The organism is Nocardia jinanensis, assembly GCF_014645735.1.
Classification (GTDB): domain Bacteria; phylum Actinomycetota; class Actinomycetes; order Mycobacteriales; family Mycobacteriaceae; genus Nocardia; species Nocardia jinanensis.
This window is the reverse complement of sequence record NZ_BMMH01000008.1, coordinates 275,121-296,963: the sequence shown is the minus strand read 5'-3', so window position 1 is coordinate 296,963 and position 21,843 is coordinate 275,121. Positions and strand designations below refer to the sequence as shown.

The following is a 21,843-nucleotide window of genomic DNA, read 5'->3' as shown; positions in this document are numbered from 1 at the left end:
GGAGTCACTTCTTCGTCAGGCCGGCCACCCGCAGTGCACTGCGCAGGCTGGGAGCCTCGTGCAGGGTCATGGGTGTGCCCTTCGCGTCTGTACCGGGCGGAACCACCGCGGTGGTGAACCCGAGCCGTTCGGCCTCGGCGAGCCGGCGGGTGGTGGAGGTGATCCGCCGGACCTCCCCGGCCAATCCGACCTCGCCGAGGATCACCCAGCCGGGCGGCAGTGCGGTATCGCGGGCGGCGCTGGCGATCGCCAGCGCGATGGCGAGATCCGCGGCGGGCTCGGTGAGCCGCATCCCGCCCACGGTGGCCGCGTACACGTCCTGCTTGCCGACGTAGAGCCCGCACCGGCTCTGTAGTACCGCCAGCACCATGGAGACCCGGTTGTAGTCGAGTCCACTGACGGCGCGCCGGGGCGCCGGCACCTGCGTTTCGACGGTGAGACCCTGGACCTCGCCGACCAGTGGCCGCTTCCCGTCCATCGCGACCGTGACCGCCGTCCCGGGCACCGAATCCGACCGATGGTGCAGAAAGAGCCCGGAAGGATCTGTCACACAGGCGATTCCGTCGTCGTGCAGTTCGAAGCAACCCACTTCGTCGGCGCTGCCGAACCGGTTCTTGATCCCGCGCACCATCCGCAATGTGGTGTTCTTGTCGCCCTCGAACTGCAACACCACGTCCACCAGATGTTCCAGCGTGCGCGGCCCTGCGACAGCACCGTCTTTGGTGACATGCCCCACCAGCAGTACCGCGATCCCACTCGCCTTCGCCAGCGATGTCAACGCCGCGGTCACCGCTCGTACCTGGGTGACACCGCCGATCACGCCGTCGGTATCGACAGCCAGCATCGTCTGAACCGAGTCGACCACCAGCAGTGTGGGTTTCACCTGATCGACATGTCCCAGTACCACCGACAGATCCGACTCGGCGGCCAGATATACCTGGTCGTGCACCGCACCCGTCCGGTCGGCACGCATTCGCACCTGACCGGCCGATTCCTCCGCGGTCACATAGAGGGCCCGCTCGTCACGCTGCCGTGCCCACCGATGGGCCACCTCGAGCAGCAATGTCGATTTGCCCACTCCGGGCTCCCCGGACAGCAGTACCACCGACCCCGCGACTATCCCACCGCCCAGCACCCGGTCGAGCTCGGAAACCCCGGTCGACCGCGCCGTGGTCGTCTGGGAATCGATCCGGGAGATCGGCGCGGCGGCAATGCTCGGCAGCATCGCCTTACGCGGCGGCCCCGCCGCTGCGGCAGCCACCGGCATCGCCTCGTCCACGGTGCCCCAGGAGCCGCAACCGGGGCATTTACCGACCCATTTGGCGACTTCGTGCGCGCATTCGGAACACCGGTAAACGGCCTTGTTCTTGGTCACTGCCACAGGCGCACCCTACGCACGAAGGCCGACAGTGTTTATTTGCGGCGCCTTCGGCGCCGCGGGGCGGGGCCCTATTAACCCCGGTTCTTCACTCCTTCGCTCAGTCGCTGCGCTCCTTCGCTTCGTCGCTCCAGAACCGGGGCGGGCCCCGCCACTGGAGGTGGACCATCCGGAGTGGAAGGGAGGTGTTCGCGGAGGTGAGTCTTGGTCGGGCCGGCAGTGTCGGTGTTCGATGTCGGTCGGCCGCTGGATGCTGTCCGCGTGGGCTCGGTTGCTGCCTTGCTCGGCTCCGGAACCGGGGCGGGCACCGGCCCGATGAAGGCAGAACTTCCGGAGTGGACGGGAGGGGCGTGCAAAGGTGGGCCTCGATGGGTCTACGGCACTGTCATTGCTCGCTGTTCGCGGACCGCTGGATGCTGTCCGCGTGGGCTCGGTTGCTGCTCCAGAAGCCGGCCGGAGCCCAATTGTGCGAATAACCGTCTGGAGACCGATAGGTCCGTCCCGCTGTTCAGGCCTCGAAACGCCTGCGGGCGAATACAGTGCCTCGCCGCCGCGGCGCGGCAGGCGTCGCCGAGAACTCAGTGTCCGCCGGTGGAACCGGTCGTGCTCTTGGAGAGTTCCGATTCGTGTCGGGGGGTTTCCAGGCCAGCGTCGACCGGGACCTGAACCAGCACGGCGCCGTTCTCCTTGAAGTTGAACGAGATGTCGTAGGTGAGGCCGGGGGTGATGTTCTGGGTGAGGCCGGTGATCTCGATGCGGGCGTGTGTTGTTTCGCCGCCTTCGGTTTCGATCGTTTCACCTGTGGTGTGGGTTTCCGCGCCGGCTTGCGGGGTGGAGACCACGACCGTTTCGGCGGGGGCGATCGAGAGCTTGTCGCCTTCGCCGGGGGTGATCTCGGCGGTGCCGAGGTCGGTGGTGACGCTGGTGAGTTCGTCGGTGACCACCTCGCCGGTGTTCACGATCGACAGTGAGAGCGCGGCCTGACCGCCCGCGGTGTTGATCCCGGTGCCGTTTCCGGGGTAGACGATGTGCACATTGCGCAGCGCGATATCACCGAGATTCGCCGTGTTGCCGTTGACGGCGGCGACCTGGTCGGCGGTCTGCGCGTGCTGGCCGGCACTGCAGCCGGACAGGATGAGCGCAGCTCCGGCGGCGAGCGCGGCGGCCGCCACCCTGCGGCGCCGACGGGTCGGGGCGACCGGGCCAGCGGCAGTCACAGCAGTCAGGGCAGTCACGGGTTGTCCTCCATGTCCGAGTGGGCGCACTCCAACTAGGCACTGTAGTAGTTGCCTGTGAACACGCGGCGCACCGGGCGGTGTCAGGGGGGATTACGAGGTGCGGATTGTGTGATTTGTCGCACGTCACGGTGCGTCCGGCGGGTGGCGGATCGTAGTCTCTGCATCGCCTCTGTGTTCGTCGTCCGACGGCCCGCCGGGCAGGTGCCCCGTATGTCCCGCGGCGTCGCGCTGACCGGTAACGATCCGGCTTCCGCGACCCGTTCGCGCGTCCGGGCGGAGTGGGTTTTCCGATGCCTCCGCGGGGCCCGTGCCCGACACCCGTTCGGGCGCAACGTGATGCACACCAAACTCGCCCTGTCAAGCCCCAGTGCCTGGTCGTTGTGGCCCTGACCTGCGCAGTTGATCGCGCCGTTATCGAGTCGCGTGTTAAACTGTGAACATCGAAAGGGGCACGGGACACATGATTTTTAAGGTCGGAGATACCGTCGTTTATCCCCATCATGGGGCGGCTTTGATCGAAGCTATCGAGACCCGCACCATCAAGGGTGAGCAGAAAGAGTATCTGGTCCTGAAGGTCGCACAGGGTGACCTCACTGTTCGGGTTCCCGCGGAAAACGCGGAATATGTCGGCGTTCGCGATGTAGTCGGCCAGGAAGGTCTCGATAAAGTCTTCCAGGTTCTGCGCGCGCCGCATACGGAAGAGCCCACCAACTGGTCCCGCCGTTACAAGGCCAACCTCGAGAAACTCGCCTCCGGCGATGTGAACAAGGTGGCCGAGGTCGTTCGTGACCTGTGGCGCCGGGAACAGGATCGTGGTCTGTCCGCGGGCGAGAAGCGGATGCTGGCCAAGGCTCGGCAGATCCTCGTCGGGGAGCTCGCGCTCGCCGAGGGTACCGACGACGGCAAGGCAGAGACGCTCCTCGACGAGGTTCTCGCCGCGGCGTCCTGATCGTGCACAGAACAGACGGTCCCGGCCCTGCGGCCGGTCCCGTCACCGCACTGGTTCCTGCCGCCGGTCGTGGCGTGCGCTTGGGTGCAGATGAACCCAAAGCGTTCGTCCCGATCGGCGGCACACCCATGCTCGGACTGGCCGTGAACGGCCTGATAGCTGCCGGGGTTGTCGACGAGATCATTGTGATGGTGCCCGCCGAACACGTCGACCGGGCGGCAGCCCTCCTACCGTCGGGTGCGCCGGTGCGGATTGTGATCGGTGGCGCCGAGCGCACCGATTCGGTGCGTGCCGGACTGGCCGCCGCCGGTGATTCCGCGTTCTTCCTGGTACACGACGCGGCCCGCGCACTCACCCCGCCCGCGCTGATCGCCCGGGTGGTCGGCGAACTCCGTGCCGGGCATCCCGCCGTCGTGCCCGCCCTGCCGGTGGTGGATACCGTGAAAACCGTCGATTCCCGCGGAAATGTCACCGGTACGCCGGACCGGGGCGTGCTGCGTGCCATCCAGACTCCGCAGGGTTTCGCCGCGGCGGCGTTACGAGCCGCCTACGCCGCGGCGGAGACCGCGACCGATGACGCGGGCCTGGTGGAGCGGCTGGGTACAGCGGTGCGGACCGTCCCCGGTGACCCGCTCGCCTTCAAGATCACGACCCCGCTCGACCTGCGGCTGGCCGAATCCCTGCTGGACCCGAGCCCGGCGGTGACGTCGTGCTGAACATGCGCGTGGGAATAGGTACCGATGTGCATCCGATCGAGCCGGGTCGTCCCTGCTGGATGGCCGGGTTGCTCTTCGACGGCGAGGACGGCTGCGCGGGACACTCCGACGGAGATGTCGCCGCGCACGCGCTCTGCGACGCACTGTTGTCCGCGGCGGGCCTGGGGGATGTGGGCTCGGTGTTCGGCACCGGCCGGCCGGAATGGGCCGGGGTCTCCGGGGCCGCCATGCTCGCAGAAGTACGGCGGTTGCTCGACGATGCCGGATACGAAGTCGTCAATGCCGCTGTCCAGGTGATCGGTAACCGGCCGCGAATCGGTCCGCGGCGCGCCGAGGCCCAGCAGGTGCTCGGCGATCTGCTGGACGCGCCCGTATCGGTCTCCGGCACCACCAGCGACGGTCTGGGCCTCACCGGGCGTGGCGAAGGGATCGCCGCGGTCGCCAATGCTCTGCTGCACTGTCCGGGGCGGCCGAGTGTAGAGCCCGGAGACGGTGGCGAGGTGCGACCGGCGTAGGGCCCGCGAGGCCGCCCATTCAGTACAGCGGCCGAGTGCCGTGCCCTGAATCGGTACCGATGTGATCGGTTCGGGCCGGTAAGGTCGCCACCGCGACAACTGTCGAGCGTGAGCCTTCCATGATGGAACGCCGGCCTTTCCCCGCGCAGCCGAGCCGACTGCCGGCGCACCGACCCGCACCGCTACCCTGCCCATATCCCCTGCACCAAATCCGAGTGCAATCCATACACGAAACTAGGATCGACGCCGTGACGCTGCGCCTGTTCGACACCGAGAAACGGATCCTGCGTGATTTCACGCCGCTGGTACCCGGCCACGCCTCGGTGTACCTGTGTGGGGCGACCGTGCAGGGGCTACCTCATATCGGTCACGTGCGCAGCGGGGTGGCCTTCGACATTCTGCGCCGCTGGTTGACCGCGAACGGCTTCGATGTGGCATTCATCCGCAATGTCACCGATATCGAGGACAAGATCCTGACCAAGGCGGCCGCGGCCGGGCGGCCCTGGTGGGAATGGGCGGCCACGCACGAACGTGCCTTCGATCAGGCCTATCGGCAACTCGGTGTACTGCCGCCGTCGGCCGAACCGCGCGCGACCGGGCATATCACCCAGATGGTCGAATTGATGCAGCGGCTGATCGATCGGGGACATGCCTACGCCTCCGAGGGCAATGTCTATTTCGATGTTCGGAGCTACCCGGATTACGGACAGCTCTCCGGTCACCGGCTCGAAGATGTGCACCAGGGAGAGAGCGCCGGTCTCGGTAAACGCGATCCCCGAGATTTCACGTTGTGGAAAGCCGCGAAACCGGGCGAGCCGACATGGCCATCCCCCTGGGGCCCGGGCCGTCCCGGCTGGCATCTGGAATGCTCCGCCATGGCCGAGTTCTATCTGGGCCCGGAATTCGATATCCACTGCGGTGGTATGGATCTGGTCTTCCCGCACCACGAGAACGAGATAGCGCAGTCCAAGGCTGCCGGTGACGGTTTCGCCCAGTACTGGCTGCACAACGGCTGGGTCACCATGGGTGGCGAGAAGATGTCGAAATCGCTCGGCAATGTGCTGTCCATTCCGAATGTGCTGAAATCGGTGCGCGCAGTCGAATTGCGCTTCTACCTCGGCAGCGCGCACTACCGGTCGATGCTGGAGTATTCGGACAAGGCGCTGACCGATGCCGCGCAGTCCTATCAGCGGATCGAGGCATTCGTGCAACGGGTGGCCGAACGCGGCGGGGATATTCCGATGGGTAAATGGACCGACGGATTCGCCGCCGCCCTCGACGACGATCTCGGTGTCCCGAAGGCGCTCGCCGAGATCCATCACGGTGTGCACGAGGGCAATCGCGCCCTGGACGCGGGCGTACTCGAAACCGCCCGGGAGCATGCCGGCCAGATCCGGGCCATGCTCGATGTACTGGGCGTGGATCCGCTGGACCCGCACTGGCACGGCGCCGCCGACCATTCGGCGGCCGACAGCGCCCTGGACGTACTGGTGGGCGCCGAACTGGAACGGCGACAGCAGGCCCGGGCCACCAAGGACTGGGCGACCGCCGACGCCGTCCGTGATCGTCTGCAGGCGGCCGGGATCGAAGTAACCGATACACCCAACGGTGCCGAATGGTCGCTGGGCGCACCTACCCCAGGAAAGGCGGGCTGAGATGGCCGGCAATTCACAACGTCGCGGTGCGATCCGTAAGGGCGGCACCAAGAAGGGGGCCGTGGTCGGTTCCGGTGGCAAGCACCGCCGCGGATTGGAAGGTCGCGGGCCGACCCCGCCGGCCGAGGAACGTACGAAACATCCGGCTGCGCGCAGGTCGGCGGCGAAAGCCAAAGCCGCGCAGAAGAATCCGTCCAATCGTGGGCGCCCGGCCGGTCGCCGCAACGACGACGGCCCCGAACTGGTGCTCGGCCGTAACCCCGTGGTGGAGTGTCTGCGCGCCGGAGTTCCGGCGAGTGCGCTCTTCGTCGCGGCGGGGACCGAGAACGACGAGCGGCTCACCGAGAGTGTGCGCCTCGCGGCCGATACCGGGATCTCCATTCTCGAGGTGCCGCGCACCGATCTGGACCGGATGAGCTCCAACGGCCTGCACCAGGGCGTGGCACTGCAGGTGCCGCCCTATCGGTACGCCCACCCCGACGATCTACTGACCCGCGCCAGGGAATCCACCGAGCCCGCGCTGCTGGTGGCACTGGACAATATCTCCGATCCGCGCAACCTCGGCGCCGTCGTGCGCTCGGTCGCGGCCTTCGGCGGTCACGGCGTGGTGATCCCGCAGCGCCGCAGCGCCAGCGTGACCGCGGTCGCGTGGCGTACCAGCGCCGGCGCCGCGGCGCGTCTTCCGGTGGCTCGTGCCACCAATCTCACACGCACCCTGAAGGATTGGGCTGCCAAAGGTGTCCAGATCGTGGGCCTGGACGCGGGCGGCGACCTGTCTCTCGACGATTTCGACGGCACCGCACCGACGGTGATAGTCGTCGGATCGGAGGGTAAGGGGTTGTCGCGGCTGGTCCGCGAGAACTGCGACGCGGTGCTGAGCATTCCGATGGCGGGTCCGGTGGAATCGCTGAACGCCTCTGTCGCCGCGGGTGTGGTGCTGGCCGAGACCGCCCGGCAACGGCGCGCCTGAGGGCGCGATCGGATCGGCGCGTCCGGCCGCTCGCGGGCCGGACAGCTGGTACCCCGTCGCTGGGTGATCGGGCGTGTCGGTGCAACGGTCAGCGAGCAGTTCGGAAGTGAATGCGCCGCGCCCGGACCGCAAATCCGCCCAGGCACCGTAGAATTCGTCATGTGGTGATACCCAACGCGCCCATCGGTAAGCCGGTAGAGCACCCGCACGCGACAATGGTGCTGTTCCTCGGCGCGCTCAGCGTGCTGTGTTGCGGGCTGACCGGGCCGGTGGCCTGGGCGATGGGTAAACGCGCACTGGATCAGATCGAGGAGTCCGGCGGAGCCTATGGCGGCCACACCCAGGTGGTCGTCGGATTCATCCTGGGCGTGATCGGCACGATCCTGATGGTCGTGATGGCCCTGCTGTTCCTGATCGTGCTGCTCGGTGGCGGCTGAGCCGCCTCAGTCCAGACTCTGCTGGCCGGACCATTTGGTCCGCGCCCAGCTCGGCCATTCGTCGCTGATAGAACCCGACCAGGTGGGCTGACGGCGCTCCCGGAAGGCCGCCATGGCCTCGCCCGCATCCCGGCCGTCGGCGATATGTTCGTTCAGGTCGGCCTCCAATTGCCCGACGACCGACGGTTCGAGACCGACACCCTCCCAGAGCAGTCGTTTGGACAGCGCGGCGGTCAGCGGGGCGGACCCGTTGGCGATATCGTGGGCGACCGCCATCGCGGTCGGCAGCACTTCCGCCGCGGACAGGCAGGCGTTGGCCAGGCCCATGGCACGGGCTTCCGCGCCGTCGAAGGTGCGACCGGTGAGCAGGATATCGGCGGCGTTGGCGAGCCCGGCCAGCCGTGGCAGCGTCCAGTGCACATAGCCGTCGGCGAGAACCCCGCGTCGGACCTGGCTCAAGGCATAGACCGCGTCATCGGCCAGATACCGCAGATCGCATTGCAGCGCCAGCGCCAGCCCGACCCCCACCGCATGCCCGTTGACCGCCGCGATCACCGGTTTGCGCACCCGGAACGGTGGCGGATCGATACTGGCGCTCACCTCGCCCACCCGGTCCGAAAGATCGGCGCCCGCGCAGAAGGCGGGTGGGGTCCCGGTGATCACCACGACCCGGATGGCGTCCTCGGCGTCACAGCGTTTCAACGCGGCACCCAGCGCTTCTGTCATCGCGGGGTTGAAGGCGTTCTGTTTCGCCGGCCGGTTCAACGTGAGGACGGCGATGCCCGCTGAGACATCGACGAGCAATTCCGAACTCATGGTCTGGATGGTAGCTGTGTTTTCGGCGCGCTGGCGCGCGCGGGGTTGAGGCCCCCTGGAGTCCCGCCGTTCAGGCCTCGAGACTCGAGCCTTCGGCTCATGCGACGTGCGGTCGACCATTCACGGGTTGCGACCGTTGAGCACCTCCGGCCAAGGCGGGACGGGCCTCGACCCTTCGAGGTGTCTCGTAAGACTCGACTCATGTGGTTGCGTCGGGATTTGCGGGATCGGTCGAGTGGTTACGTTGCTCTGGGTCGGCCGTATGGCTGTCGAGTCGGGGTTCGGGGGCAAAATCACACACTCGAGTCACCTCCGACGGGTGCCAGTTCGATCCCGGCCATATCGGTGTGATCGAGGGGCGGTTTTGTGGTCCGTTCGTCGAGCTCTCGATGACCGCGAACGGCGTGCTCTGCTCACCACCGCTGCCGGAGCGGCGCATCCTGCATACACCTCTCTCCCACCCCGAACGGTCACCATCAGTGGGCGGGGCCCGCCCCGGTTCTGGAGCGACAGAGCGAAGGAGCGCAGCGACTGAGCGGCGGAGTGAAGAACCGGGGTTAACAGGGCCCCGCCCCGCGCCGCCGAAGGCGGCGCAAATTAGCGCAGCACCTTGCGGCCGATGGCGTATTTGTGGACCTCGGTGGGGCCGTCGTAGAGGCGGAAGGGGCGCATATCGCGGAAGATCATCTCGACCACCGTTTCGTCGCTGACGCCGATTCCGCCCAGGATCTGCACGCAGCGGTCGGCGACCTTGAACAGTTCCTCGGAGACGAACGATTTGGCCATCGAGCTCTCGTGGCGGGCCTTCTCGCCGTTGTCCATGAGCCAGCAGGCATGCCAGATGGTCAGGCGGCACTGGTGCAGCGCGATCTCGTTGTCGGCGATCATGAACGAGACGCCCTGGTGTTCGCCCAGCGTCTTGCCGAAAGCGGTGCGGGTTCTGGCGTGGTCGATGGCGATGCTCTGGGCGCGTTCGGCCGCCCCGAGCCAGCGCATGCAGTGAGTGAGGCGGGCGGGGGCCAGGCGCAGCTGGGCGTAGCGCAGGGCCTGGCCGGCTTCGCCGAGCAGTGCCGATTTCGGAAGAGTGAGGTTGTCGAAGCGGACCACACAGTGCCCGGCCACGTAGTTGCGGTCCATGGTGTTCATGGTGCGTTCGATGACGATGCCCGGCTGGTCGCCGTCGGTGAGGAAGAGGGTGGGGCCGGCGGGAAGGTGGGGGTTGTCGCCGAGCAGGGCCATAATGATCCAGGTTTTGGCGCCGTTGGCCCCGGTGATCAGCCATTTGCGGCCCTCGATGGTGAAGTTCTCGCCGTCGAAGGTGGCGGTGGTGGCGAGCTGGCCGGGGTCGGAACCGGCGCCGTCGGGTTCGGTCATGGCGAATACCGAGCGCTGGTGGCCGTCGATGACCGGCTGCAGGTAGCGCTCGGTCTGTTCGGGGTTCGCGATCTTGGAGAGCAGGAACATATTGCCCTCGTCCGGTGCGGCGCAGTTCATGGCGACCGGTCCCAGCGTCGACCAGCCGGCGGCTTCGTAGAGCACGGCTTGTTCCACGTGAGTGAGGCCGCGGCCACCGAGCTCGGTGGGGGCCTGGATGGTCAGCAGTTTCTCGGCGCGAGCGAGTTCCACGAGTTCCTGACGGAGTTCGTCGGTGGGTCCGTGGGAGGTGAGCCGGGGATCGCGCTCGTAGGGCACGATCTTGTCTGAGACGAATGCGCGGACCCGGTCACGTTCGGCGGCGAGCTCGGCAGGGATGGTGAAGTCGATCATGGTGGTCACCTTCGTTCCGGGGGCGTTGAGGACGAGCATACGAAACCTCGTCACCCAGACTGAAGGCACCTGCCCACAGGTGATCAGCGGACCCGGGCGACCTGTCGTTGCCGAGCGCCGATCACCCGGCAGACCAGGTAGATCACGAACGAGATCGTGGTGACGAAGGTGGAGACGGGCGCTCCCGGTGCCAGCGACAGCAGGATGCCGCCGACCGCGGAGATCTCCGCGAAGATCACCGCGAGGACGGTGGCGCGGACCGGATCGGCGGTCAGCTGGGCCGCCGCGGCCGCCGGGGTGATCAGCAGCGCGAGTACCAGCAGGGCGCCGACGATCTGCACACCGAAGGCCGCGGTGATTCCGAGCATCACCGCGAACAGGATGGACAGCGCCCGCACCGGCACGCCCCGGGCCACCGCGACCTCGGGATCGGTGCTGGCGAACAGCAGCGGGCGGTAGACCACGGCCAGAACGGCGAGTACCGCGGCCGTGCAGGTGGCCAGCAGGGTGAGCCCACCGAAGCCGACGCTCACGACCTGGCCGGTGAGCAGCGAGAATTTCGACCCCGCGCGTTCGGGTCCGAGCCACAGGAACAGCACCGACAGGCCGAGGCCGAACGACAGCACCACCGCGATCACCGAATCGCGCTCCCGGGCCCGGGTGCCGAGCACCCCGAACAACACGGCGGCCACCACCGACCCGACGATCGCCCCGAGACCGACACCCGCGCCGACCAGCAGCGCGGCCGCCGCACCTGTCAGCGAGAGCTCGCTGGTGCCGTGCACCGCGAACGACATCTGCCGGCTGATGATCAGTGGGCCGATGACCCCGGCCAGCAGCCCGAGCAGCGCCGCCGCGACAACAGCCTGCTGTACGAAGTCGTAGCCGAGCAGATGCGCCGTGGTCTGCACATCGAAGATCTCGCCCAGCACATCGGAGAGCTTGTCCATCTATTCGTTCGCCCGTCCCGATCGCTGGGTGAGTTCGGCCGAGGGGTCACCGGCGTGCGGAGTGCCCGGTTCGCCGTGACAGTGCGCACCGGCGGTGCCGAGCGCGTCCATTGTGTCCCCGGTACCGACCACGACCAGCCGCCCCCGGACCCGCAGCACATCGACCTCGGTCTGGTAGAGCTCCGAGAGCACCTCCGAGGTCATGACCTCGTCCGGAGTGCCGATCCGGAATTTGCCGCCGACCAGGTACAGGACCCGGTCCACCAGCGGCAGGATCGGGTTGATCTCGTGGGTGACGAACAGTACCGAGGTGCCGTGGCGGTGCCGGCGGGCGTCGATGAGCCCGGAGACCAGCTGCTGGCTGGCCAGGTCGAGGCTGAGCAGCGGTTCGTCGCAGAGCAGCACCGCCGGATCCCCGATGAGCGCCTGCGCCACCCGCAGTCGCTGCTGTTCACCACCGGACATGCTCTCCAGTGGAGCTTTCGCGAACCGCTCGGCGCCGACATCGGCAATCGCCGCGGCGACCTTGCGGCGGCGTTCGGCGCGCCCGCGCAGACCCAGTCCCCAGCGATGTCCGTCCACCCCGAGCCCGACCAGATCGGTACCGCGCAGCTGCACACCCGCGTCGATGGTGCGCTGTTGCGGGATGTAACCGATATCGGGGTGACCGGCCCGGGGCGGGGCGCCGGCGATCCGGGCCGTGCCCGAGCTCAGGGCGAGCTGGCCGAGCAGGACCCGGAGTAGCGAGGTCTTCCCGGAGCCGTTGGGGCCGAGCACCGCGATGAACTCGCCACGCTCGACGCTGAGGTTCAGCTCCCGCCACAGGATTCGGTCACCGAAGGCCAGGGTGGCCGATTCGAGGCGGACGGCTGGTTCCGGAGCGGGCGCGGGGGAGTGGCCGGTGTCGTCGACGGGTTGGGCCACGAGGGTGCCGTCAGCGGCCGGAGCGGCGCGGTGAGCCGCCGCAGCGATATCGCTCATTTCGATCCATCCGTTCGTCGCGCTCGGGTGCTGTCAGCCGATGGCGTCGGCCAGTGCCTGGGCGTTCTGCGTCTGCCAGGTTACGAAATCCGTTCCGGGTGGCAGGGTTTCGGTTACCTCTACCACCGGGATACCGGCGGCGTCGGCGGCGTCCCGCAGATCCCGGCCGACCTTGTCCTCGGTCTGCACGTTGTAGACCAGGACCGCGACCTGTTTACCGGTGATCATGTCGCGAGTGGCGGCGACGGCCGCGGGCGAGGGATCGGTCTCCTGCTCGATCGCCTCTTGATAGGCGCGGGGCGTCCGGTCGACGGTTCCGGCGTCCTGCAGCAGGTAGTACGCGAGTGGTTCGGTCTGCAGGACCGGTGTGCCGGCGTGGTCCGCCGCGATCCGGTCGGTGGTCGCGCCGACCTGCCCGAGCCGGCCGGCGAACTGTGCGGCTCGATCGGTGTAGCCCTGGGCGTGTGCGGGGTCGATCTCGGCGAGCTGGTCGCCGATCTGCCCGGCGACCAGCGCGACGGTCTCCATGTCGTACCAGACGTGTTCGTTCGAATCGTCCCGGATCGCCTCGTCCCGGGCCGCGACCGCTTCGACTGTGCGCTTATCGCGACCTTCGATCGCCTTCGCGACGAATTCGTCGTAGTGGCCACCGTTGTACACCACCAGGTCGGCGTCGCTGAGCTCTGCGGATTCGGTGGCCGAGGTCTCGTGTGAATGCGGGTCGGCGGCGGGGTCGGAGATGATCGCGGTGACTTCCGCGTCGGGTCCCGCGACAGTGCTCGCGATTTCGGCCCAGACGTTGGTCGAGGCGACCACCGAGGGTTTACCGGAGTCGGAGCCGGATCCGACGCAGGCGGTGAGCGCTGCCGCAGCCGCTACCCCCACGGCAATGACCAGCGCGCTACGGGCATAGTGAGGTGACACGGAAATTACCTACCAGAGTTAATGGAAATCGTTTCCGTTTTACTTTAGCAGCCCGGATCGAGAGGTCTGAACCGACCGGCCAGTATTCGATTGCGCCCCACCGCACGGGGTTCCTCACAACCCGGTCCGGCATCGTGCGGCCGCCAGGTCCACCGCTCGCCTTCATGGCCGGGCCCACCCTTCCTTTCGAGAGCAAGCGCCCAACGAACACGGTGGGCCGCCCGTTGATCCGGGCGGCCCACCGTGCTCGCTATCCGAGCAGTCGCGCTATTTGCCGAGCAACTGCGCGCAGCGCAGCAGGCCCAAGTGGCTGTAGGCCTGGGGGTGGTTACCCAGTGACCGTTCCGCGACCGGGTCGTACTCCTCACTGAGCAGCCCGGTCGGCCCGGCCACGTCCACCAGTTGCGCGAACAGGGCCTCGGCGTCGGAGCGTTTACCGATGAGCAGGTAGGCCTCCACCAGCCAGGCCGCACACAGATGGAATCCGCCTTCGCCGCCGGGCAGGCCGTCGTCGTGGTGGTAGCGGTATACCGTGGACCCGCTGCGCAGTTCGGCTTCGGTGGCCACCACCGTGTCGGCGAACCGCGGGTCGGTGGGATCGATGAGGCCGCTGAGTCCGATGTGCAGAGTCGCCGCGTCCAGATCGGTGCCGTCGTAGGCGGCGGTGTAGGACTGGACCTCGTCGTTCCAGCCCTTTGCCTTGACCTCGGCCGCGATGGTTTCACGCAGCGGCGCCCAGTCGGCGTCGACCGGCCGGTCGAACTTCTCCGCCAGGGTGAGCGCGCGGTCGATCGTGAGCCAGCCCATCACCTTGGAGTAGACGTGGTGGCGGGGGTTGCCGCGGATCTCCCAGATGCCGTGGTCGGGTTCGGTCCAACGTCGCTGGACCGCGGAGACCATGGCGTGCACGAGTTCCCAGTCGGCGTCGGGCAGCACCTTTCGCGGGTCGGTGGTGCCCTGTTTCTCCCGCGCGTGGGCCAAACTGGTGATGAGATCCACGATCGGACCGAATACATCCAGCTGGACCTGCATATTCGCCGCGTTGCCCACCCGCACCGGGCGGGAACCGGCATAGCCGGGCAACTGGTCGATCACAGCTTCCGGCGGCAGGGTTTCGCCGTAGATGGTGTACAGCGGGTGCAGGCGTTCGGGGCCGGGCAGAGTCTCCAGCACCCGGTGCACCCATTCCAGATACTGCTCGGCCTCACCCAGCGATCCCAGCGAGACCAGGGCGCTCGCGGTGAGCGCGGCATCGCGCAGCCAGCAGTAGCGGTAGTCCCAGTTGCGGACGCCGCCGATATCCTCGGGCAGCGAGGTGGTGGCCGCGGCCAGGATCGATCCCGAGGGGGCGTGCACCAGACCGCGCAGGGTGAGCGCGGACCGTTTCATCAGGTCGGGTTTGAGGGCGGGCAGGTCCAGGCCGAGGGCCCACTCCGACCAGTACAGTTCGGCGATCCGCCGCCGTTCGGCCTCACCTGTCGCGGCGGGTGTCAGATCGTGTGTGCCGCAACGCAGTTCCAGGACGATCGGGCCGTCGGACGGGTCCACGACGGCAGTGGCCGAATCGTGTGTGCCGTCGCTGTGGATCTGCCACTGGACACCGGGCGAGCGCAGGACGACCGGGTCGTTGGTACCCCAGACACGCAGGCCGTCGGCCTCCACCTGGAGAGATACCGGGACCTGCCCGAATTCCGGACGCGGCGCGAAGGTGACCTCGGCGGGGGCCGAGCCGGTGATCACCCGGGTGAGATCGGTGCGATCGGGGTCGACATCGTGCGGAAGATAGTCGGTGACCTGTAGTTTCGCCCAGCGGGTCTCGACGGTCATGGTGCCGTCGACGTACCGCTGGGAAAGCGGCAGGCCCGGCCGCTGAGGAGCCACCGAGAAGTGTCCGGCGTCGATACCGCCCAGCAGGTGGGCGAACACGGCGGCCGAATCCGGCTCGGGATGGCAGAACCAGGTCACGGTGGCGTCGGGAGTGACCAGCGCGACCGAACGCGGGCTGGCCAGCATGGTCAGCCGTTCGATCCGGGGTGCGCTGGCGCCGGCCAGCCAGGTACGGCGCTCCTCGAGCAGGAAGGCCAGCGCGTGCGAAACCGCTTCGGTGCTGTCGACCCGGTATTTGGCCAGCGATTCGCCCTCGCCGACCTTGATACCGATATCGGGGCCGGCCAGCGCGCGGAACGCTTTCTCGTCGGTGACGTCGTCGCCGAAGAACACCGCCGCCGATGCGCTCTCCTGGTGGCGGACCGTGCTGAGGGCCGAACCCTTGTCGGTCGGCACCACGGCCAGCTCGATTACTGCCTTACCCTCGGTGACCTGCACGCCGACCCAGCAGGCCGGCCCCTGATGGGCTTGGGCGAGGGCGCGGCGGCCGACCTCGGGGGAGGCATTTCGCACGTGTAGCGCGACGCTGGCGGGTTTGGTCTCCACCGAGACGCCGGGATGGTCCGCGGCGATCTTGTTCAGGGCGGTTACCACTTCACGTAGCAACTGCCTGGCATCGTTGTCGATTGCGTGCACGAAGCCCACATCGAATTCCGAGCCGTGGCTACCGATCAACTGCACTTCGACCGGCAGTCGCGACAGCGCGGCGAGATCACGCAGCGCTCTGCCGGATATGACCGCGGCCGTGGTGCCGGACAGACCGGCCAGCGCGCGTAAGGCCCGGACGGATTCTCCGTGCGGGTACGCCTTGGCCGGATCGGAGACGATGGGAGCCAGTGTCCCGTCGTAGTCCGATGCGACGAGCAGTCGAGGCACGCGCGCGACCGTCGACAGTGCTCGGCGGAGTTCGAGTGGCAGATCCTGTGCGCTCACACATCCAACCTATTGATCGGAGTTTTCGTTAAGAGGGGGCGCGCATGACAATACTGTGTCACGTTCCCCGATCCGATTCGGCGGGAAGTGCGGGCAGGTGCCCCAGGCGTGTGGTGCCGCTGACCGGCCACTCGTCGTCGGCGGACATCCTGGCCGCGCCGGAATCTTCAGCTGAGCCCCAGCGGCCCGTGGCGGATCGCGAGGTTTTCCGGCTCTGCGCAAACCCCAGCGAACGCCTGGATATCACCGGGCTCATCGGAATCTGTAGTCGCCGGGCGGGAAGTCGACGGTGGATCCTCAGAGGCCGCGGCGCGGGTCTCAGTTGCGTTTGCCGAGCAGCAGGTCGACGGTCAGTTCGAGACGTTCGGAGACATCGGTCGCGGAGGCGCGGCGAGTGAGCCAGGCGACCAGATTCGACAGCCACACATCGCTGATGACGCGGGCGATGGCGAGCTGGCGATCGGTGGGTTCGCCGTCGTTCATGGCCCGGGCGAACACCCGGTCCATCACCTTGCCGACCCGGTCGACCTCGGCGGCAGCCGAAGCGTCGGCGAACATGAACGCGCGGGTCATGGCTTCGGTGAGCAAGGGGTCGCGCTGCATCATCCGGGTGATCTGGGAGAGCAGTGCGTGCATCCGCTCCTCCGGCGACTGGCCGGACAGTGGTTTGCGTTTACCTTCGAACTGCTCGAACTCCCGGGCCAGCGCCGATACCAGCAGGTGCACCTTGGACGGGAAGTACCGGTACAGGGTGCCCACCGCGACATCGGCCCGTTCGGCCACCGCGCGCATCTGCACCGCGTCGTAGCCGCCCTTGGAGGCGAGTGCGAGGGTCGCGTCCAGGATCCGCTTACGGCGTTCGCGTTGCGCGGCCGAGCTCAGTTCGTCCTCCCGCAGCGTGGTGACGGGGGCGGCGGCTGCCGCATCCGAATCGCCGGGCTGGGAACGGGAGGGGCTGGCCATGGAGGGGACTTCCTTTCCGTGACGTATCGCGGACGTCAGCGCGTGTGGCATTGCGGTAGGCGCTTCTCTTGACTTCCGCCCGCCGAGGATATTAGAACATGTTCTAGGTGTGGGAGTCACGCCGGAAAGGCGGTATGGACTGTGACCATCGCCACCACTGACGAGCATAAAGCCGTTCAACAGTCGATGAGCGGGTGGGCAGCAGCGGCGCAACCGATTGCAACAATGCGCGCCGACGCGACCGACTTCTGGCGCACCTACTGGGCAACGCTGACCGATCTCGGAATCTTCCGGGTGGCGGTGGCCGAGGATGCCGGTGGCGCCGGCGGATCGGTCTCCGATCTGGCCGTATTCATCGAACAGGCAGCACACGATATGGTCGGCGGCCCCCTGCTGACCACCGCGGTCGCCGGGTTGGTGACGGCCGGTCGGCTACCGGAGGAGCAGCCCTGCGGGATCGCGCTCGATACGGTCGCCGGGCACGAGACCGCGTCCGGAAACGGACCGTCGGTACCTGTGCTCGACGACGCCGGATCGCTCAGCGGCAGCTGGGAATCGGTGCTCGGCGCCGCGTCCGGGACGGCGGTGCTGCTGCCGGTGGATACCGCGGACGGCCGGCGCTGGTGCCTGCTCGGGCCGGATACGCCCGGATTGCAACTCGAAACCCTGGAACCCCTCGACCTGACCACCCCGCTCGCCCGGGTCCGCTGTACCGATGTGCGGATCGATCCGGATACGCTGTTCGCGCCTGAATACGCGGTAGAAGATCTGCTGGTCGCGCTGTTCGTGGCCGAGCTCGCGGGCGTCACGGGCTGGTGCCTGTCCACCGCGGTCGAGTACGCGAAAGTACGCGAGCAGTTCGGGCGCCGTATCGGCTCCTTCCAGGCCGTCAAGCACATCTGCGCGGGGATGCTCTGCCGCACCGAACTCATCCGGTCGGTGGCCGCCGACGCCGCGGCCGCCGTGGACTCCGGCGGTGGCGAGCTGCCGATCGCGGCCGCGATCGCCGCGACCATCAGCCTGGACGCCGCGGTGGAAACCGCGAAGGACTGCATCCAGGTGCTCGGCGGTATCGGCTTCACCTGGGAACACGACGCGCACCTGTACCTGCGCCGGGCGACGGCGCTGCGCCAGCTGCTCGGCGGCGGTTCGTACTGGCGTGCCCGCGTCACCGAACTGACCCGGGCGGGGCGGCGCCGCACCACCGGCGCGGACCGGGTGTTCGCCGACGCGGCCCTGGCCGGCGGTGAATCCGATACCGAGGTGGTCATCGACGAACTCGCCGCCGAGGTCGCGCGGATCGGTGCGTTACCGGCCGGCGAGCAGCGCGGTGCGCTGGCCGATGCGGGACTGATCATGCCGCACTGGCCCGTGCCGTACGGTCGCGGCGCCGATCCGATGACCGGGCTGGTGATCTCGGAGGAGCTGCGCCGGGCCGGGCTGACCGTCCCCGATCTGACCATCGGGGGCTGGGCGGTGCCGACCCTGCTGCAGCACGGCACGCCCGAGCAGGTCGAACGTTTCGCGTGGCCGACCCTGCGCGGCGAGGTGGTGTGGTGCCAGCTGTTCAGCGAACCGGGTGCCGGTTCGGATCTGGCGGCCCTGCGCACCACCGCCGAACGGGCCGAGGGCGGTTGGGTGCTGAACGGCCAGAAGGTGTGGACTTCGCTGGCCAAGGAAGCGAACTGGGCGATCTGCCTGGCCCGCACCGACGCGAGCGCGCCCAAGCACAAGGGCATCAGCTATTTCCTGGTCGATATGCGTAGTGCTGGGATCGATATCCGGCCGCTGGTGCAGATCACCGGAGAAGCCCGGTTCAGCGAGGTCTTCCTGGACGGAGTCTTCGTACCCGACGACTGTGTGGTCGGCGCGCTGGGTAACGGCTGGAAGATCGCCCGCTCGACGCTGTCGGCCGAGCGGGTCGCCATGAGCGGTAACGGGATCGGACCGGCGCTCGAGGAATTGATCGCCGAACTCCCGGCGACCGGACGCGGCTCGGAGCTGGTGAACGATCGGCTGGGCGGTTTCGTCGCCGACGCGATCGCCGGGCTGTTGCTGGAGCAGCGCGCGGCGGTCCGGATCCTGGCCGGTGCCGATCCCGGCGCGCAGAGCAGTGTGCGCAAACTCGTGGGTGTACGGCATCGGCAGGCGGTCGCCGAGTTCGCCGTCGAGGTGGCCGGCCCGGCCGGCGCGCGAACGACCGAGGACACCTCGGAATTCCTGCTCACCCGCTGTCTGTCGATCGCGGGTGGCACCGAGCAGATCCTGTTGACCGTGGCAGCCGAGCGGATTCTGGGACTACCCCGCGACGCGGCCACTTGATTCGAGCTGCTGGGCGCAGCCCATCCGCAAACCGCGCACGGCCGGAGCGAATGCGGAGGTAAGCCTGATTCGTGCGACGACGACTGGAGAGCAGAACGTGGACTTCACCCGAGACGAGGCTCAAGAGGCGGTGGCCGAGGTCGTCGTCGGACTCTTGGAGCGGGAGGCGGCGCGCGACGCCGGACTCTGGCCCGCACTGACGGCCACCGGCCTGTTGTCGGTAGCACTACCGGAGCGGTTCGGCGGCGATGACATGGGCATCGATGCCGTATCGGTGCTGCTGACCGAACTGGCCACCGATGCCGTCGCCGCACCGGCGCTGCCCACCCTGGGCTTCGGGGTGCTGCCCCTGCTGGGGGCGGTGCCCGAGGCGGTGGCCGCGGAGGTGTTCCCGGCGGTGGCCGAGGGCGCGGTGCTCACCGCCGCCATCAGCGAAATCGGGGCGCCGCTGACCACCGAACCCACCACCGAGGCCGAGCTGACCGGCGACGAGGTGCGGATCACCGGTTACAAGGTGGCCGTTCCCTGCGCTGATCAGGCTCGCTGGCTACTGGTGACCACCGATTCCGGGGTCGCCGTGGTCGATTCGAACACGCCGGGACTCTCGCTGACCCCATCGTCGGTCTCCGGGGAACTCGCCGAGTTCTCGGTGAAACTCGACGGGGTCGTGGTGCCCGCCGAAAGGTTGCTGCCGGACGTGGGCCCGCGGCTGCACCGGTTCGTGCTCGCCGCCATCGGCGCGGCGGCCGACGGATTGCTCTCGGGTGCGGTCAAATTGACCGCAGCCCATGTGGGAACGCGTCACCAGTTCAACCGGCCGCTCGCCGAGTTCCAGGCGGTGGCCCAGCAGATCGCCGACCTCTATGTGGTGTCCCGCACGCTGCATGTGGCGGCGGTCTCCGCCAACTGGGCTCTCGGACAGGATGATTCGAGTCCGGAGCGGCAGCAGCGGATCGACGACGATCTGAACGTGCTCGCCTACACTGTGGCCGCGGAGCTTCCGCGTGCCATGCAGAAATGTCATCACCTGCACGGCGGTATCGGAGTGGATGTCACCCACTCCATGCACCGCTACTACTCACAGTCCAAGGACCTCGCCCGCTGGCTGGGCGGCGCCGCATTGCGGCTCGAACGATTGGGGGCAGGGTGTTCATCGATCTGACCAGCGAACAGCGCGAACTACGCGATGACCTACGCGCCTATTTCGCCGACCTCGTCACGCCGGAGGAAGCCACGGCGATGGCGGTCAACCGGCACGGCGACGCCTACCGTGAGGTGGTCCGCCGGATGGGCCGCGACGGCTGGCTGGGCGTCGGCTGGCCCAAGGAATACGGCGGCCAGGGTTTCGGCCCGGTCGAACAGCAGATCTTCTACAACGAGGCCTCCCGGGCCGATGTCCCGCTGCCGCTGGTCACACTGCTGACCGTCGGTCCGACGTTGCAGCGGTACGGGACACAGGAGCAGAAGGAGAAGTTCCTGCCCGGGATCCTCTCCGGTGATATCCATTTCGCGATCGGATACTCCGAACCGGAGGCCGGTACCGATCTGGCGGCATTGCGCACCAGTGCCTCCAAGGACGATTCGGGCGATTGGATCGTCAACGGTCAGAAGATCTTCACCACCGGCGCGCACGAGGCCGACTACATCTGGCTGGCCTGCCGCACCGGTCCGGTGGAGGACCGGCACCGCGCGATCACGATCCTGATCGCGGATACGCGGGATCCGGGCTATTCGTGGACGCCGATCATCACCGCCGACGGAGCCCACCACACCAACGCCACCTATTTCGACAGCGTCAAGGTTCCGGCGAACATGCTGGTCGGCGAGGAGAACAAGGGGTGGCGCCTGATCACCACCCAGCTCAACCACGAGCGGGTGAGTCTGGGACCGTCCGGCAAGATCGAACAGCTCTACGACAAGGTCCGCGATTGGGGCCGGCCGCGCGGGGTGCTCGACGACCCGGACGCGCGGCTGTCGCTGGGGCGGATCCATGCCATGACCCGGCTCAACGAGCTGCTGAACTGGCAAGTGGCAGCCACCGCCGATGACCCGGACATCGATCCGTCGCAGGTCATCGCGGACGCTTCGGCGACCAAGATCTTCTCCACCGAATCGCTGCAGGAAGCGGGCCGGCTGGCAGAGGAGATAGTCGCCCGGTTCGGAGACCCGGCCGAGCTCGCCACCTCCGAGCTGATGAGCTGGCTCGACCGGCGCACCAAACAGAACCTGGTGGTGACCTTCGGCGGCGGCGTCAACGAGGTGATGCGCGAACTCGTCGCCTCCGCGGGCCTGAAGTTGCCGCGAGTACCGCGTTGATATGGCGTGCGGTCGGCCGTCCAGAGATCGGAGGCCGTTGAGCACTTGCAGTGCTGTGAGCCTACCCAGGCTGGTTACGGTGCACCTCCGCGCGAACTATCCGTCTTCGCTGGATGGTCAGCATCC

The 21,843-nt window shown here is 67.8% G+C and carries 18 protein-coding genes; 9 read left to right on the top strand and 9 right to left on the bottom strand.

From position 1 onward, the window contains the following. Window positions 1-4: 4 nt before the first annotated feature. Together radA and IEY68_RS20765 are read right to left on the bottom strand one after the other, a co-directional pair. Complete coding sequence (radA, locus tag IEY68_RS20770; RefSeq protein ID WP_058853339.1) at window positions 5-1,375, bottom strand: DNA repair protein RadA; 1,371 nt, start codon at window positions 1,373-1,375, stop codon at window positions 5-7. Window positions 1,376-1,956: 581 nt separating this feature from the next. Then, window positions 1,957-2,613 (bottom strand): copper chaperone PCu(A)C domain-containing protein, encoded by a 657-nt coding sequence (locus tag IEY68_RS20765; RefSeq protein WP_229718885.1) that lies wholly within the window; start codon window positions 2,611-2,613, stop codon window positions 1,957-1,959. Between the two features lie 463 nt (window positions 2,614-3,076). Here IEY68_RS20765 and carD point away from each other — a divergent pair, with 463 nt between their 5' ends. From carD to IEY68_RS20735, 6 genes are all read left to right on the top strand, one after another. After that, on the top strand, window positions 3,077-3,565 hold the full coding sequence (carD, locus tag IEY68_RS20760; RefSeq protein WP_058853337.1) for an RNA polymerase-binding transcription factor CarD: 489 nt from the start codon (window positions 3,077-3,079) through the stop codon (window positions 3,563-3,565). 2 nt (window positions 3,566-3,567) lie between these two features. Continuing rightward, window positions 3,568-4,281 (top strand): 2-C-methyl-D-erythritol 4-phosphate cytidylyltransferase, encoded by a 714-nt coding sequence (gene ispD, locus IEY68_RS20755; RefSeq protein ID WP_082681127.1) that lies wholly within the window; start codon window positions 3,568-3,570, stop codon window positions 4,279-4,281. Between the two features lie 2 nt (window positions 4,282-4,283). Next, entirely contained in the window at window positions 4,284-4,796 is a 513-nt protein-coding gene (gene ispF, locus IEY68_RS20750) for a 2-C-methyl-D-erythritol 2,4-cyclodiphosphate synthase (protein WP_058853449.1), read from the top strand. Between the two features lie 248 nt (window positions 4,797-5,044). Further along, window positions 5,045-6,451, top strand: a complete 1,407-nt coding sequence (gene cysS, locus IEY68_RS20745; protein WP_058853335.1) for a cysteine--tRNA ligase — start codon at window positions 5,045-5,047, stop codon at window positions 6,449-6,451. A gap of 1 nt (window position 6,452) precedes the next feature. After that, the gene (gene rlmB, locus IEY68_RS20740; protein WP_058853334.1) at window positions 6,453-7,421 is read left to right on the top strand and encodes a 23S rRNA (guanosine(2251)-2'-O)-methyltransferase RlmB; all 969 of its coding nucleotides are present in this window, start codon (window positions 6,453-6,455) and stop codon (window positions 7,419-7,421) included. A 161-nt stretch (window positions 7,422-7,582) separates the two neighbouring features. Next, window positions 7,583-7,858: a DUF4190 domain-containing protein gene (locus IEY68_RS20735; protein WP_058853333.1), complete on the top strand. Its 276-nt coding sequence runs from the start codon at window positions 7,583-7,585 to the stop codon at window positions 7,856-7,858. Between the two features lie 6 nt (window positions 7,859-7,864). On the opposite strand, the gene IEY68_RS20730 is transcribed toward IEY68_RS20735, so the two are convergent. The 7 genes from IEY68_RS20730 to kstR all read right to left on the bottom strand — a co-directional run bounded on the left by IEY68_RS20730 (window position 7,865) and on the right by kstR (window position 17,079). Beyond that, window positions 7,865-8,674: an enoyl-CoA hydratase/isomerase family protein gene (locus tag IEY68_RS20730; RefSeq protein ID WP_058853332.1), complete on the bottom strand. Its 810-nt coding sequence runs from the start codon at window positions 8,672-8,674 to the stop codon at window positions 7,865-7,867. Between the two features lie 597 nt (window positions 8,675-9,271). Then, the gene (locus IEY68_RS20725) at window positions 9,272-10,441 is read right to left on the bottom strand and encodes an acyl-CoA dehydrogenase family protein (RefSeq protein ID WP_062998198.1); all 1,170 of its coding nucleotides are present in this window, start codon (window positions 10,439-10,441) and stop codon (window positions 9,272-9,274) included. Window positions 10,442-10,524: 83 nt separating this feature from the next. Then, window positions 10,525-11,391, bottom strand: coding sequence for a metal ABC transporter permease (locus IEY68_RS20720; RefSeq protein ID WP_058853331.1), 867 nt, complete (start codon window positions 11,389-11,391; stop codon window positions 10,525-10,527). After that, window positions 11,392-12,372 (bottom strand): metal ABC transporter ATP-binding protein, encoded by a 981-nt coding sequence (locus tag IEY68_RS20715; RefSeq protein WP_082681126.1) that lies wholly within the window; start codon window positions 12,370-12,372, stop codon window positions 11,392-11,394. Between the two features lie 33 nt (window positions 12,373-12,405). Then, on the bottom strand, window positions 12,406-13,302 hold the full coding sequence (locus tag IEY68_RS20710) for a metal ABC transporter solute-binding protein, Zn/Mn family (protein WP_063916290.1): 897 nt from the start codon (window positions 13,300-13,302) through the stop codon (window positions 12,406-12,408). A 261-nt stretch (window positions 13,303-13,563) separates the two neighbouring features. Then, window positions 13,564-16,116: a trehalose-phosphatase gene (otsB, locus tag IEY68_RS20705; protein WP_058853329.1), complete on the bottom strand. Its 2,553-nt coding sequence runs from the start codon at window positions 16,114-16,116 to the stop codon at window positions 13,564-13,566. Between the two features lie 318 nt (window positions 16,117-16,434). Next, window positions 16,435-17,079, bottom strand: a complete 645-nt coding sequence (kstR, locus tag IEY68_RS20700) for a cholesterol catabolism transcriptional regulator KstR (protein ID WP_058853328.1) — start codon at window positions 17,077-17,079, stop codon at window positions 16,435-16,437. 141 nt (window positions 17,080-17,220) lie between these two features. Here kstR and IEY68_RS20695 point away from each other — a divergent pair, with 141 nt between their 5' ends. The 3 genes from IEY68_RS20695 to IEY68_RS20685 all read left to right on the top strand — a co-directional run bounded on the left by IEY68_RS20695 (window position 17,221) and on the right by IEY68_RS20685 (window position 21,717). Continuing rightward, the gene (locus IEY68_RS20695; protein WP_058853327.1) at window positions 17,221-19,401 is read left to right on the top strand and encodes an acyl-CoA dehydrogenase family protein; all 2,181 of its coding nucleotides are present in this window, start codon (window positions 17,221-17,223) and stop codon (window positions 19,399-19,401) included. Window positions 19,402-19,498: 97 nt separating this feature from the next. Continuing rightward, on the top strand, window positions 19,499-20,563 hold the full coding sequence (locus tag IEY68_RS20690; RefSeq protein WP_058853326.1) for an acyl-CoA dehydrogenase family protein: 1,065 nt from the start codon (window positions 19,499-19,501) through the stop codon (window positions 20,561-20,563). Continuing rightward, window positions 20,548-21,717: an acyl-CoA dehydrogenase family protein gene (locus IEY68_RS20685; RefSeq protein ID WP_058853325.1), complete on the top strand. Its 1,170-nt coding sequence runs from the start codon at window positions 20,548-20,550 to the stop codon at window positions 21,715-21,717. The genes IEY68_RS20690 and IEY68_RS20685 overlap by 16 nt, the downstream gene beginning before the upstream one ends. Window positions 21,718-21,843 lie beyond the last annotated feature (126 nt).